Annotated in this window: 9 protein-coding genes and 3 pseudogenes; 7 read left to right on the top strand and 5 right to left on the bottom strand. The window is 55.3% G+C overall.

Features of this window, described 5'->3' with window-relative positions:
• Positions 1 to 673: 673 nt before the first annotated feature.
• From ACP7D4_RS26700 to ACP7D4_RS26730, 7 genes are all read left to right on the top strand, one after another.
• The gene (locus tag ACP7D4_RS26700; protein WP_426212358.1) at positions 674 to 889 is read left to right on the top strand and encodes a hypothetical protein; all 216 of its coding nucleotides are present in this window, start codon (positions 674 to 676) and stop codon (positions 887 to 889) included.
• 212 nt (positions 890 to 1,101) lie between these two features.
• Entirely contained in the window at positions 1,102 to 2,727 is a 1,626-nt protein-coding gene (locus ACP7D4_RS26705) for a hypothetical protein (protein ID WP_426212360.1), read from the top strand.
• On the top strand, positions 2,709 to 3,215 hold the full coding sequence (locus tag ACP7D4_RS26710) for a toxin-activating lysine-acyltransferase (RefSeq protein WP_426212362.1): 507 nt from the start codon (positions 2,709 to 2,711) through the stop codon (positions 3,213 to 3,215). The genes ACP7D4_RS26705 and ACP7D4_RS26710 overlap by 19 nt, the downstream gene beginning before the upstream one ends.
• On the top strand, positions 3,212 to 4,375 hold the full coding sequence (locus ACP7D4_RS26715) for a glycosyltransferase family 4 protein (RefSeq protein ID WP_426212363.1): 1,164 nt from the start codon (positions 3,212 to 3,214) through the stop codon (positions 4,373 to 4,375). Before ACP7D4_RS26710 ends, ACP7D4_RS26715 begins: the two co-directional genes overlap by 4 nt.
• Before the next feature lie 44 nt (positions 4,376 to 4,419).
• Positions 4,420 to 6,492, top strand: a complete 2,073-nt coding sequence (locus ACP7D4_RS26720; protein WP_426212364.1) for an alpha-amylase family glycosyl hydrolase — start codon at positions 4,420 to 4,422, stop codon at positions 6,490 to 6,492.
• A gap of 176 nt (positions 6,493 to 6,668) precedes the next feature.
• The gene (locus tag ACP7D4_RS26725; protein WP_426212365.1) at positions 6,669 to 7,931 is read left to right on the top strand and encodes an HlyD family secretion protein; all 1,263 of its coding nucleotides are present in this window, start codon (positions 6,669 to 6,671) and stop codon (positions 7,929 to 7,931) included.
• 51 nt (positions 7,932 to 7,982) lie between these two features.
• Positions 7,983 to 10,130, top strand: a complete 2,148-nt coding sequence (locus ACP7D4_RS26730) for a peptidase domain-containing ABC transporter (RefSeq protein WP_426212367.1) — start codon at positions 7,983 to 7,985, stop codon at positions 10,128 to 10,130.
• An 83-nt stretch (positions 10,131 to 10,213) separates the two neighbouring features.
• On the opposite strand, the pseudogene ACP7D4_RS26735 reads toward ACP7D4_RS26730, so the two are convergent.
• From ACP7D4_RS26735 to tnpC, 5 genes and pseudogenes are all read right to left on the bottom strand, one after another.
• Positions 10,214 to 10,600 (bottom strand): annotated as a pseudogene (locus tag ACP7D4_RS26735) (IS6 family transposase); the annotation flags it as partial.
• Between the two features lie 110 nt (positions 10,601 to 10,710).
• A pseudogene (locus ACP7D4_RS26740) lies at positions 10,711 to 10,839 on the bottom strand (transposase domain-containing protein); the annotation flags it as partial.
• Between the two features lie 77 nt (positions 10,840 to 10,916).
• A pseudogene (istB, locus tag ACP7D4_RS26745) lies at positions 10,917 to 11,716 on the bottom strand (IS21-like element helper ATPase IstB).
• 6 nt (positions 11,717 to 11,722) lie between these two features.
• The gene (gene istA, locus ACP7D4_RS26750; protein WP_426212369.1) at positions 11,723 to 13,294 is read right to left on the bottom strand and encodes an IS21 family transposase; all 1,572 of its coding nucleotides are present in this window, start codon (positions 13,292 to 13,294) and stop codon (positions 11,723 to 11,725) included.
• 79 nt (positions 13,295 to 13,373) lie between these two features.
• Positions 13,374 to 14,612, bottom strand: a 1,239-nt coding sequence (tnpC, locus tag ACP7D4_RS26755) for an IS66 family transposase (protein WP_426212371.1), incomplete at its 5' end; no start/stop codon positions are given.

Consider the following 14,612-nt stretch of genomic DNA (forward strand, 5'->3'; position numbering starts at 1 on the left):
TGCCGGGAAGACCTATCGCCATCGAGAGAATCGTTCGAAGCCCAGGAAGCCCGGCGTAAAACCACACAAGAAGATGACTCAGAAAAACTGTTGAAATGTCTTAACTTGGGTGGATTGGGAAACGCATCCCTTTGAAGCTGAGCATGTTGGTTCTTCCTACAGACGGGGCCAGCAGCTTACCTCACCGGCCGCCAACACTCGCTAATGCGACAGAACCAGCGTACGCGTAGTCTTTTGCATCAAAAGGTTGTTGACTTTTGATAATGATTTCAATCATAATTACGACATTATTTTTATGCAACACAATTGTTAGGAAATTATGTTTTTGTCTGTCATCACAGCCGCACTAAAAAAATTCTGGCTAGTCGCCATTGCCGTCACCCTCATTACGTGCCTTAGCTTGTATTTCAGGTTGGGAGATTTGACACTGACCAACGCCTTAACCGTGGCGGCGGTTTGTTTCCTAGCAATATTCCTGATCGGAATTCCATTGGAATACAACCGGCGGAAAAAGTAGCGCGCCTCCCTAATCAGCCGCACCAATCGGCAATTTCCTTTTTGGCTTCTCTTGTCGTGGTCCCGTGCATTAGCTGGCGCTCGGGTCGGACTCATTCGCCTATCATCTTTAGCAGTCCCGCCCATGGTCGGTCACCATGATTTAAATGGAGTAATTATGCAAGAACTGAACAACACCGAAATCGACCAAGTTAGTGGTGGCGATAATGGCGGTGCTATCGCCTTGACTTTGGCTGGCGCATGGTCGGGTGCAGTCGCTGGCGCGGCTGTCGGCTCGATTGTCCCGGGCATCGGCACACTCGGTGGCGCGGCTTTTGGCTTCGTATTCGCTGGCGCTGTAGGCATCGCAACTGTCTACGCTACCGCTTCGTAATACTTGTTCGTCGTCAAACAGCGGCATTGCCGCTGTTTGACGAAATGTGCAGGTCAGGCTTGCAACAAAAACAAAACACGATTCCCTCAATCGTTTCAGCCCCTCGCTACGCACAGTTCGCGCACGATTCGCGCTGAATACATGTAGCTGCAACTGTTGGCTCCCATATGCTACTTCCTTCTAGCTCTTTCACGCCTTTCACCACGAGATTATTGGCCCAAGCCGAAGCGCTTTGGGTCAGCGACAATTTTAGTGAAGGCGATGCGTTAGCGTCTGCTGTGTGCATACCCAACTCGGAAAGCACACCCGAAACATCTCTATGTGCGGAGGTGATTTGTCAAGCCGATCGCTATGGGGGGCCCGGCTTGGGCTTTAGTGGAGGAAGCGGCAGATGTGCAGTATTAGGTGCTGTGCAAATCAAGGGAGTTGGACGAACTCCGCTAGGCACATCGAAAATCGATCCGTTTCACAGTAACGGCATGGTCGGTTTCGAAGAAGCAATGCGCGAAACGATCTGGAGCGAGATAGCCCGGGTGGCCCTGCCTTTTGGAAGTGTTCACACGCTCGCGGTAATCGATACTGGTATTGATTATAATTTCGAGCCACCAGGAGAAACGGTTGAGACAAGGCGGCGTTTTCTGCTACTTCGCCAGTTCGCCCTACGTCCTGCTCACTATTGTCGCAACGTCCATTTTCCGACGCCGATCAACGCTGAGACGGGACTGCGAGAAGATGCAGTAAGGACGTCAAATGCCGTGCAAGCCTTGGCGCCGGCTTTCACACAGATGTTTCCCGCTTGTGCTGCAACGAAAAATGCAGTGGAGATTATCAATATCGGTTTACGCGAAGTTGCGACCCGATTTGCGTTTCAAAACGCAACAGCCATGGTGAAAAGGCTCTACCACGGAGGTCTTTCACCATCAAATATTGCGTTAGATGGTCGCTATCTCGATTTTGGAACTATTACCACAGTGTCAAAATTCGGTCGTCGGGCAATTCGTCCGCTTGAGAGCGACTTTAGCAACGAGCATACATTGCTTTTGAACGCCTTGCTTGAGTTGCGCCTTTTTATAGCAAAATATCTAAAGTCCTCCGGGGGGGGCAAAGTGATCTCGCCAGACGAGCTGATTTTGGGTTTCAATGCCGTGTACCATCGGGCTCAACAAATTGAATTTCTAAAGTTAACCGGGATTTGTGAATCGACAGTGATGGCCTTTCCAGTAGAAAAAGCTGAACGTTTTCGACAATGTGTTATGGCTTTAATTGGACATCGGAATGCTCCTTTTGTCACCTGGTCTGGCGCCTGGGGCCCCAACAATGAGCGTCCCGCAACGCGCACCCTTGATGTCGGCAATCTGCTAACGGCGCTTGCTTTGTCAAGCAACGTAGCCGATATCCAGATGAGGGTAGCGCAAGAAATTGGCGAAATTTGCGTTGCAGCCGACTTCATCGGCCTATATGTAGAACTTCGACATCTATATTTAGTGCGTTCTACCTCCGACGTGGAGCGACGCTCGCTTACTTTGGAGTTGGCGCTAAATGCAGTGCGGCGAAATGCCGACTTGACGTTCTTGGATGATTCTATTCTTCTCGCAAAGATCGGTTCACGGGACGCAACGAAAACGGGAGTAGATGATTTAGTGAAATCGACTGTGAGCCACGCTACCGAGATCTTGAGCGATAAGTACGATATTGCGCGCCGTCTAGCCGAGTCCTTAAAGCCGGGCACGAAGGTGCCAGCCGAAGTCACCCTCAACGCAATATTGCCGGGTACGGCACCCGCTTTACGTCGTGAAATTACTAGCCAATGGGAGGCTTTGTGGAATACAGCACACTAACAGTCGATGGGCGGGCGTCTACACAAGAGCTTGAACGTGCCCAATTTATCGGTTTCGTCATGGCATTAGCAACTCGCAGTCAAGTGCATAATTCCACGGCCATTTGGACGCAATTTGAACGGGCGACTACCGCACATAGCTTAGGTATGTACCATCTTTTTTTCAACTCGTATGGACAATGCGTTGGTTATGTCCTTTGGGCAATGATCTCGAGCGAGGTAGAAAGCAAATTACTGACTACAGGTGACGCTTCGCTGCATATTTCTGAGTGGACCGAAGGGGCAAACCTGTGGATTGTGGACTTCGTAGTCCCTTTTGGTTCACTTCGCCATGCTCTCGAAAAGTTAAGAGATAGCATTTTCGCGGAGCAACGCGTCGCTACCTACTTCCGGTATAAGAACGGCCGTCAGTTTGCAAAGCGTCTATCGCGGGAACGTCAAAACGGATTTTTCAATACCAAGCGCAAAACAGCGAGGCTAGCGCAATGAATATCTTAATGATGGGGTGGGAGCTGCCTCCTTATATCTCCGGGGGATTAGGTACAGCATGTGCCGGAATACTGAAGTGTTTGAACGAGAACACAGATCTCGACATTCAGTATCTCATTCCTCATGTTAAGGGGGCTGAAGAAGCATTCGGCGCTAAACTTGTGCCACTTTCAAACGGCCATGATTTCCGTGATTTCTCGAGCTCCACAAGTGCGTATGAAACGTCATCCATACTGCCGGCCAGCAAATACCTTGAAAGCGTGGTGTGCAAGTACAATTCACTCGACAAGTTCGACGTGATCCATGCACACGACTGGATGACGTTTCCCGCAGCTGGATTTTTGAAATTGGCTTCTGGAAGGCCTTTGATTGTCCACCTTCACTCGATCGAAGAAGACCGCAGCCCTGGGTGCCCAAATTCCACTATTCTGGAGCTGGAGCGGCGCGGCCTCAATGCAGCGGACCAGATCGTAGCCGTCAGCCAATATACAAAGCAGCGGATAATCGATGCCTATTCAATTGATGAGGATAAAATAGCGGTTGTACATAACGTCGTATTCTTGGAAGAGGCATCCGTTCGGACCCTGCCGAGCCAAAAAACTGTCAGCTTCATCGGTCGGATCACTTCCCAGAAGGGGCCGGTTCTATTTGTTGAAGCTGCCTTGGAAATGCTGGCAGCTGACGATGAGCTAGCGTTCATTATGGCAGGCGATGGAGATCAGTTGCCGCTTGTCAAATCCATCGTAAGGTCAAACAACCTAAGCCATCGATTCTTCTTCCCGGGTTTCGTCGACCGGAATGAAGTGCGGGAAATATTATCCCGCTCGTCGGTTTATGTAATGCCTTCGCTATCGGAACCCTTTGGAATCGGAGCGATTGAAGCGATTAACAGCCATGTGCCAGTTGTGGCATCGAGCTTTTGCGGATTCACAGAAGTGATCAGGAATGTAGTCGTTGTAGCCCCTTTAAAACCTGGAGACATCGCATCAGCCTGCCTTGAGCTCATGGCGGACCGCGTGGCGAGCGATAAACTTGCGAACGCAGCGTTCGATGAACTCATGAAACTGAGACCCGCGTTGGCCGCTAATTCGCTCGCGCAGCTTTACGCATACCTATGCACTCAGTCGCAATATCAGCAAGGGTTCGTTGCTAACGTATGAGCTGGGGTCGCCTTTCCACGCCGGTACTTCAAATAGGCGAAAATTTGACACTGTGGCCAGATGCGACGAATTTGGCGGCGCTCACAAAGCAATTTTTGAGTTCCGAACACGACGATCAAGCATTTGTTCGGCGCTGCGCTGAGCTTGACGAGTGGTTTGACAAACTTCCAAGTTCTACTCGGCAGTTGCGGAGAGTGCTTCGTCATTCCCTATTTCTGCTGCGCGACGGAGATCGCCTGAGTGATCGAACTTGGCACGAAACCAGTCCTCAAGGAACATCCTTTTATCTGGAAGCAATACTGCATTCTGAAGACGGAGTGAAGCGCATTACCGCCGAGGTTGCAACCTATCCCAAAAATTTATCATCAGCACCGAAACCGTTCGATGCCTTCGTGGGCCTTCCAAGCGTCCTTTGTTGGGTTACTGCCGTCAATGTAAGGGCGCTACCGGAGTCGCTCCTCAAGCACGTGGGCGGACAAGCTCTACACCCAAGCGAATACCGCGATTTTTTTGGGAATCAGCAAACGATCCGGGAACGCATTCCTGCGGCCGGGGCGGAAGATAGTCACGCAGTGTACATGCGTGACCGAGCAGACGCGGTACGCGCAGAGATAGAGCGGCTCTACGCATCTGTAGAGCGTGAAGCTTGTATTTTTCGCGCTGGGGATACTGCAACGCATCCTGTTGTTGTGCCGACCCTGCACATACTGCCGCGCCTAGTCCTGTCGCAGGATAACCTCTCTGTAATGCGCTCTATCCTCCAGCAGCTTCCACGCGTGGCCGACATGGGATTTGGCGCTGTGCTTTTAGGCGTGGTGGACCCTCAAACCGTGGGAGTCTACTACGGCGAACTGGGCGATAGTTCACTTAGTCCCGCATGTAATGACCACGGCTATTGGTCCACGGGAGAATCCGGAATCGACACATCCCTTGGGACGCTAGCGGAGTACAGGGAGCTGGTATGCGCTTGTCGGGAACTTGGATTGCAATTTTTACAAGATTCTGTATTCGGCAGTTTAGGGTATCCGGCTCAAATTCTGCGTTTTTCCGCATCGGCACTTCAGTCACCGCTTTCGTGTGTGGTTTTGGGTAGCACCGAAGTCGACGTAGCTGATCCCGTGCGGTTCATTCATGATGGGTCGTGGATCGATGGCAACGGTGGCCGGCTTGAATCCGACTTTCTTGAAGAAATCGCGTTGACGCAACTGGGAACCTGCTGGGCGTTACCCAAACCGAACTTGTTCAAGGAAGATGTGTTCTTCGACGTACTTGCACGCGCCCTATTCCAGGCGCGCGAAGCAAACGTGAATGCATTCAGGGTGGATATGGCGAAGCATATTCCAACAGCGGAACTTCGCCGAATAATTTCCCACCTGCGGGGAGCGCATCCAGATTCTAAGGCGCGGTTTGTTGTACTGCTTGAATATCTGACTTCGGACTACCGCGCACTGAACATGGCGTTGACTGGTTTAGAAGACGAATTGCCAGGCTGCTATATGTATGACTTCCCGCTTGCCGCCGCACTGCACAGGATTTTCGTCGGCCGCGAACAAGTGTTCGATCAGGTCAACAAGTTACTTTCGGAACGGACTCTGTCCGGAATTCCCCTGCGTGCGCTCGTGCCAACCTTCATCGACCACGATACGGTTTTCCCTCCCATTTATACCGGTGACCAGGACACCCAAGCCGCCGTGGTAGCGGGCTACGCATTGGCGCTCATGGTGAGCGCCAACTATCCTGTCGTGTACATGGGATTCTCCAACGCCGCGTCGGGCATCTCTCCCGGTACCACAGATAGGCCGAACAATTCTACCCGTCATACAGTGACAAATATTTTTGACGACGATCCCATGTCACCGTCCTTGCCTGTCGCCAGTTTGTTTAAATCGTTGGCGTCGGCACGCGTCTTAGAACAGTGGGATAGCACGGAAATCTATTGCGAGGAGATGCAGAACGGCGTTCGGATTCATCGTCAGTATTTCGACACCATAGGCAACTTAAGCCGAATTGACCTAGTCGTGTCAGCCGGGCCTGCGAACGTAGAAATGAATCATCTGATCTTCACTCACGACGGCACATACTCCGTGCGCATAGGAATTCGACGCGTCGACGAGTAAAATCCGGAATGAAAAACTTGACAAAAGGTCAGCATCTAGTTAACATTGTAGGAAGTTACCCTTCTTACCCCTTGACGCCCATAGAGCTCACTCCAAATTAAGGGGGAATGTCGCTTCCCAATTTTACCTGATTTATTTTGCACAGTTCAAATTCGCCATCGCAACCACCTCCATCGGTGCAACCGCTCTTCCGCAGCCAAGCGCTTGAGCATGTGACCCAACGACAATATGGCACGGTCATTTTGACCAGCGCATTCAGCCATACGGTCCTTACCGCAATGTTCGTCATCGTTGCGATGTCACTCGTCACCTTTTTTGTGTTTTTCGAGACGACAAGAAAAGCGCAAAGCCAAGGTGTATTGCTGCCAACGGCAGGAATCATTCGCGTCGTATCTGGACAGTCAGGCGTCATTCGCGAGAAACGGGTACGTGAGGGGCAGGCGGTTCGGGCTGGCGATGTTCTGTTCATCCTGTCCAGCGAACGAAGCAGTACAGTGGCCAATTCGACAGAAAAAATGGTTTCTGACTTACTTCGCGGCCGGCTGGACAGTTTTGGCACGGAACTGAAGCAGTCGGAAACGCAATCGCGCTTGCGCCTGCAAGCGTCGATGCGCCGATCAGAACTACTTCAGACAGAGATCGCGCGCAATGCGGATCAGATCGCCCTCCAGGCCACACGGGTAGACCTCGTTGAACAAGCATACAAGCGGTATGTCGATTTGCAAGCGACCGGCTATATTTCTTTTGCACAGACGCAGGACAAGCAAGCAGAAGTACTGGATCAGAAGCAGCGTCTGGCCGACCTAGAGCGCATCAAGGCAGCAACCGAACGCGAGCGCGCTATCGTCCAAGCAGAGATGCACGATCTTCAGTTGCAAGCGCAGCGCGAAACAAATGCGCTGCAGCGCAACGTGTCCGTCACTCATCAGGATTTGACCGAGAATGAAGCGCGTCGCGAGATCATCGTGCGGGCACCGCAGGATGGTGTGATAACGGCAATTACAGCTGAATTAGGTCAGACACTTGCCAGTAACGCGCCGCTTGCCGCATTGTTGCCAGGCGGTGCGGCGCTGGAGGCCGAAATCTATGCACCATCCCGGTCTGCTGGCTTCATCAAACCGGGCATGAGGGTACTGCTACGCTATCAAGCATATCCCTATCAAAAATTCGGCCAGCACGAGGCGATAGTGACTGAAGTGGCAAACACATCTCTCCGACCTGATGAGCTGACCATGCCGGGTGCCGCCATCAAACCTGGCTTTGCGGCTGAGCCACTCTACCGTATCCGCCTGAAACTGGATAAGCAATTCGTCCTTGCATACGGAAAGCAGATGCCGCTTAAGTCGGGCATGCTGGTTGATGCCAGCGTAAAACTTGAACAGCGTCGTCTCTACGAATGGGTACTTGAGCCTCTGTTTAGCATTTCGGGGCGGATGTAACGCCGTTCCGGGGCCACCATAGCCCCTTTTCGATTCTCACCATACAAGCCAATGAGATTTCCGCATCTTTCACAAATATCGTTCTGGAGCAGTCATCGCCTCCCGGTACTGTTGCAGACAGAGGCTGCCGAATGTGGCCTGGCGTGCCTGTGTATGGTGGCCAGCTATTGGGGACACAAGATCGACATTAGTAGTATGCGCCGCCGCTTTTCCGTCTCTCTAAAAGGGGTGACGCTGAAAGGGCTAATGGCAATGGCACAGGGACTGTTGCTTCAGACACGTCCGGTCAAACTCGATATGCACCAACTGCCCGAACTCAAGTTGCCATGTATCCTGCATTGGAACCTGAACCATTTCGTGGTGCTTAGGTCCGTCACAAGCAGCCATGCTCTGATACATGATCCGGCAGTAGGCGAAAGGCGCATGCCGCTCGCTGAGGTGTCCAAACACTTCAGCGGGGTTGCACTGGAATTGACGCCAACTGCTGCATTTGAAAAGCAAGAGGAAGTCCAGCAATTCACCTTGCTGTCGCTGATGGGCCGCGTGGTAGGACTGAAGCGCGGGCTGCTGCAAGTTCTTCTTCTGGGCCTGGCTTTACAAGTGTGTACCTTGGTCACCCCATTCTATATGCAGTGGCTGGTCGACGAAGCATTGCTTTCTGCGGACCGCGACTTGATCACCGTCCTCGGCTGTGGATTTCTCCTGCTCGTGGCTATACAAGCCGCCATTGGTGCCGTTCGTGCATGGGTGACAACCGTATTGGCCACGAACCTGAACCTGCAATGGCTGGGAAACTCCTTTTCCCACCTCATGCATCTGCCACTGCCATACTTCGAGAAACGTCACACTGGTGACGTCGTATCGCGCTTCGCGTCCATCCAGACGATTCAAAGCAGCATGACGACACAGTTTGTCGAAGGCCTGATTGACGGGGTACTAGTAATCGGCACGCTGGCAATGATGCTGTTATATAGCGCTAAGCTGGCGGCGGTAGCCTGCATTGCAGTGTTCCTTTACGTCCTACTTCGCAGCTTCATCTTTTCGCCCTTGCGCGAGGCTACTTCCGAGCAGATTATTCATGCTGCCAAACAACAAACCCACTTCATGGAATCCGTCCGCGGGGTACAAAGCATTCGCCTGTTTGGTCGCAACGAAGAACGCCGAGCCGGGTGGATGAATGCACTCGCTGACCAGTTTAATGCTGATCTTCGCATTGCGAAGCTTGCCGTGTCCTATCAGACTGCCAATACACTCCTTTTCAGTGGCGAACGGGTAATCGTTATTTGGTTGGCCGGACTCGCTGTGCTGAGCAATGAATTTTCAGTTGGTATGCTGTTCGCTTTTATCAGCTACAAAGACCAGTTCAGCCAGCGCATGGCAAGCCTGGTCGACAAATTGTTCGAACTACGCATGTTGCGCCTGCACGGGGAGCGCGTGGCCGATATTCTGATGACCGAGCCAGAAACCGATGCTTGCGACATGGAAATCGAACCGGACGACGTTCGGCCATCGATCGAATTTCGTAATGTTAGCTTCCGCTATGCAGCAAGCGAACCCGATATCCTTAGCGGCCTTAACCTGACAATCCCCGAGGGGCAGTGCATCGCCGTGACTGGACCTTCAGGCTCCGGCAAGACTACCCTGCTCAAACTGTTGCTGGGATTAATGGAGCCTACCGAAGGAGAGATCCTAGTGGGTGGCATGAACTTACACCAACTGGGTCTTGCAAATTATCGCCAACTGCTCGGCACGGTGATGCAGGATGACGTGCTCTTTGCCGGATCCATTGCTGACAACATTAGCTTTTTCGACCCCGCCCCCGATCAGCCTCGGGTGCAAACTTGTGCACAGCTAGCTGCGGTGCATGCTGAGATCATGGCGATGCCGATGGGATTCAACAGTCTCGTCGGCGATATCGGCACTGGTTTGTCGGGCGGTCAGAAGCAGCGGATTCTTCTGGCACGTGCACTTTATAGGAATCCGAAAATGCTGGTACTCGACGAGGCGACAAGCCACCTCGACATCTGGAATGAGCAGGCGGTCAACGCCGCTATTCAAAAGATCCAGCTAACACGGATTATTGTTGCGCACCGCCCTGAAACAATCGCCATGGCAGAGCGCGTCGTCGTTCTTCAGCAGGGCAAGGTCCTACAGGACGTGATGAATCAAATGCACACCGGCATGCCGGCCGCTGCATGATTTGCAAAGCTACCGCAGACCGAGTGGGTTCTGTCGCGTTAGCGGTCAGCTGTCGCAATTTTTCCGGAATGGGATGCCCCTCCTCAAACTGGACGGACCTGTCCTGCCAGAGCATAAAATCGGTCTGCGAACGACATCGTATCGACGCCATCGATCGCAAACTGATCCTTGCGAATCATGTGCATGAGCTCAATGCCGGCGAGCACGCAAGCAGCCGAGCGGAATGACTTAAAGTTGAGCATCGGTTTGGTCACGCGCTTGATGGCGCGGTGATCCTGCTCCACGATGTTGTTGAGGTACTTGACCTGGCGAACGACGATCGGCTTGTCGCGACCGGAGTTGACCGCATCGATGGCTGCCTTGTTGGCGCCGCTCTTGTCTATTACGACCTTATCGGGGACGCCGTTGGCTTCCATGGCCTTGTCGAAGAAGCGCTTAGCTGCCACCATGTCGCGCTTGGCCGTCAGCAGTGTTGGCGCCGACCGAATATTGACCCACCCTGCCGATTGAAATTTGACCCAGGGCTGGGCGCTACTTTTTGAAGCGGTAGCTGTGGATAAGTGTACCGTAAGCGCGATATTTACCCCACCGCTGACGACCGTTGGCTGCAGCGATCATGATTCAGCGACGCGAAGTTGAACGGTAGCAGGTCAGTAACGTCAGCGCCCGGTTGCCGCTGCGGCAGTTCAGTAAGCACGTGGCGCAGGTAGACCCCCGTTGGCCACTTCAAATTCCCCCACCCTTGGCCGGTTCAAATTCCCCCAGGCAGGACAGGCCGATTGTAGGTTAATCTGCCGCGGCCAGGTCGGTTTTTGATGCGTCTTGCTTGGACAGCCCGGTGAGCCGGCTGGCGGCCTCCTTCAGCCGATAGCTCTTGCCCTCGAACTCCAGGATGTGCGCCCGGTGCATGAGCCGGTCCAGGATGGTGGTCGCCATGGTGTTGTCGCCGAGGTACTTGCCCCAGTCCTGGACGATCCGGTTGGAGGTCACCACGATGCTGCGCTTGAGCTTGTAGCGCTGGTGCACCAGCGACTGCAGCAGTTCCCTCCAGCGTCGCTGATGCGGCGAGCGAGGAACAGATCGTCCAGCACGAGCAGGTCGGCGTCGAGCAGCGTGCGCATCTGTTGCCGCTGTTCCTTGGCATCGCCGAGAGCGTACTGTCCGAACGCGCTGTCGGCCTCAAGGTAGCGCACGTTGGGGCCCTGCAGCGAAGCCTGGTAGGCGACCGCTTTGGCGACGTGGCTCTTGCCGGTGCCGGGCTTGCCGATGATGAGCGCGTTGTGCCCTTCGGCGACGAACTTCAGGGTGTGCAGTTCGAAGCAGGCCGCACGCGGCAGCTTGGGGTTGAAGCGCCAGTCGAAGTCGGCCAGCGTGATCCGCTCATCGAGCCCGCTCTGCTGGTAGCGGCGCTCCATCAAACGCGATCGGCGCCGGTCCAGTTCGTCCTGCAGGATCAGCGAGAAGGTATCGAGGAAAGGCGCCTGGCTGGCCTGCGCCTGCAGCACGCGCGTCTCCAGCGTGGCGCTGATGCCGGACAGGCGTAGCGCCCGCAAGGCCCGCTCGATTTCAATCATGTTCATGCTCATGGTGTTTTACTCCTGGGTGGGTGGGAAAGTGGCGCTGGTGTTGGCGCCGAGGGTGAACAGGTCGGCGTAGTCGTCGCCGTCCCGGATCAAGGGGTGTTGCTGGGTCAGATCGAGCTCGCCCTGGATGGGCGCGTCGATGTCGGCCAGCGCTGCGCTGAGCAGCCTTTCGGTCAATTGCTGGATCGCCTTGTAGCTGCCGACGTTCTCGCGCAGTGCCTGCGCGCAGGCTTGGTCGATCAGGCGCCGCGGGTAGCGCTTGGCCAGACCGACGATGCCCCACAGCTTGCGCTGACCGACCCTGCCATCGCGCTCGAACCAGTGCTGGCACAGCGCGAGCGTGGCCGGGCCGATCTCGGCCGCCTGGCTGAGGATGCGGCGCGTCTCGCGCGAAGGATTGAACGGCCGTTCATCATCGGGAAGCAGCAAGCTGCCCGGGCGCTGGGCGCGCGGGTGGGTGCGCAGCAGGGCGTGTGACCGGAGGTCGCGGATTTCGATCTGCTGCTCGTACAGGCGCACCAGCACACGGCTGCCGATCAGCGCCGGCCTTGCCGCATAGCTGCTGTGATCGATGCGGATGCAGGTGTCGTCGACGACGGTGCGCTCGCACTCGGTGTAGTAGCGGAACCCTTCCAGAGGCAGCGGTTTTAGGTGGGTGCGCTCCTCCTGGAACATAGCCTCGACCTGGCGGCGGGCACTGCCATGGATACGCGGCGCAGCCCACTTGGTCTCCCACTGTTCGAGGAAGATGTTCTGTTCTTCGATGTTCTCGAAGCGCTTGCCCTTGAGCGCAGTGCTCTGGGTGTGCTGGATCGCGTTCTCGACCGTGCCCTTGCGGTTGGGGTCACGCACCCTCGCGGGATCGGCGACGACGCCGTAGTGGGCCAGCACGTCCCTGTAGACGGGGTTCAGCTCGGGTTCGTACAGGTCCGGCTTGATGACACCTTCCTTGAGATTGTCGAGGACCACGTAGCTGCAGCTGCCGCCGAAGTAGCGCCATGCCTGTTCGTGCAGGCGTGCCCAGGTCTGTTGGCTCGACGTCCACACCACTCTGCGGAAGCTGCGCCGGGAGTAGCGCAACGTCATCACGAACAAGCGCGGACGGCGGTAGCGATCGCTGCCCGGCACGCGCGTCATAGCGCCCTCGCCGTAATCGACCTGTACCTCTTCGCCCGGTGCGAATTCGAGACGGTCAAACTGCTCCGGCTCCTTGGCCACGACAGTGCCGGCGAAGCGCTTGACGCTGTTGTAGCTGGCGGCAAAGCCGACCTGGTCGACCAGGTCCTGGTAGATCGCGGTGTAGTTTCGGCGCAGGCGCAGCTGCTCGGTGATGAAGTCGCGGTATGGCTCGCAGGCCGATGAGGAAACGGCTGGCAGAGCCGGTGGCCGGGGTGGGGGAATTTGAACCACGGGGCCGGTGGCCACCCCGGGGGAATTTGAATCTGTACCAGCCAGGCGTTGGACCAGGTTGCGGATCGTCTTGCGGTCAACATTGGTGATGCGCGCGATCTGGCGCTGGCTCTTCCCCGCTGCCAGCAGGGTCAGGATGGTGGTTTGTAGATGCAGTTTCAAGACGTTCACTCCGAACTCCCTCGTTGATCGAAGGAGAAAGATAACGTCCTGCCAGCGGGATGCTCCCGGTGGCCACTGCTGGGCGCTTTTACAGCGCCGCTAAGCGGTCAGGGGTGGGGGAATTTGAGGTGGCCAGAGGTGGGGGATTTTGACCGGCCAACGGGGAGGCGTAGGGCTCGATGTCGCAGGCGCGGCAGGTCAGCATCAAGCTGTAGATCACGGCACTTGCATCCGCGCCCGCAACCGAACTCGAGAACAGCCAATTTTTGCGACCGATGGTAAACGGACGGATATCGCGTTCAATCAAATTGTTATCGATCGGCGCCCGGCCGTCATCGATGTAGCGATACAGGTACAGCCACTGCCCGAGGGCATAGCTGATCGCCTTGCCGATCAGTGATTGCGGCATGACCTCGGCCTGATTCTTGACCAGCCAGGCGTGTAGTGCGTCCAGGATCGGACGGCTTTTCTCTTGTCTCCAGCGGTAAGTCTCCTCGACCACCGTACTACCCTCCGGCGGCGGCTTTTTCCTCACCGTGGACTCGATGTGGTACAGCTTTCCGATCATGTCGAGCACTTCCTTTGCTCGCCCCGATGGGTTTTTCTGCGCCTTGAGTGCTTCGTCGAACTTGCGCCTTGCATGGGCCATGCAGCCGAGATGCTTCATGCCTGGCAGCATGCGCCAGGCAGCGTAACCGTCGGTCATGACTGCCCCCTCGTAACCGAGCAGGAAACGTTCTGGATGATCGTGGCCGCGTCCCGGCTGGTACTCGAACAGCACCACTTGACGTTCGTGGCACAGGGCCGTTCGATAGACCCACATATACGATGTGTTTTGCGCTTTGCGGCCCGCTTCGTTGAGCACCTGCAGCGTGGTTTCGTCGCCATGAATGAATGCGCTTGTCAGCAACTCCTGACGTAGCGCCGCGTACAGCGGCGTGAGCAGCACGCCGGCCTTGATGCACCATTGGGCCAGCGTACCGCGCGCGACATCGACCTCGCCGCGCAGCAGCCAGTCGTGCTGGCGATACAGGGGCATCCCATCAGCGTATTTTGCCGTCAGGACTGTGGCCACCGTGCCGGCGCTGGCGTTGCTGCCAGGGATGGGCTGGGCTGGCATGGGGCTGGTGATGATTTTGCTTGATTCGCCGTGGCGGTCGCACTGACGGCAGGCATACTTGAACCGCACATGCTGCAACACCTGGACCGTCGCTGGAATGATGTCGAGCTGTTCGCTCGTTTCTTCACCCATGCGGTGCAGGGCACCTTGGCAGCAGGCGCAGACCTTTTCCGCTTCGGTCAAATCGTGTTCGACGCGCTTGCGCGG

This window comes from Massilia sp. TWP1-3-3 (assembly GCF_049897805.1).
Lineage (GTDB): Bacteria > Pseudomonadota > Gammaproteobacteria > Burkholderiales > Burkholderiaceae_D > Telluria_A.

Coding starts and splice junctions, on each gene's coding strand:
- ACP7D4_RS26715 (WP_426212363.1), top strand. CDS start 3,212: ATGAATATCTTAATGATGGGGTGGGAGCTGCCTCCTTATATCTCCGGG.
- ACP7D4_RS26700 (WP_426212358.1), top strand. CDS start 674: ATGCAAGAACTGAACAACACCGAAATCGACCAAGTTAGTGGTGGCGAT.
- ACP7D4_RS26730 (WP_426212367.1), top strand. CDS start 7,983: ATGAGATTTCCGCATCTTTCACAAATATCGTTCTGGAGCAGTCATCGC.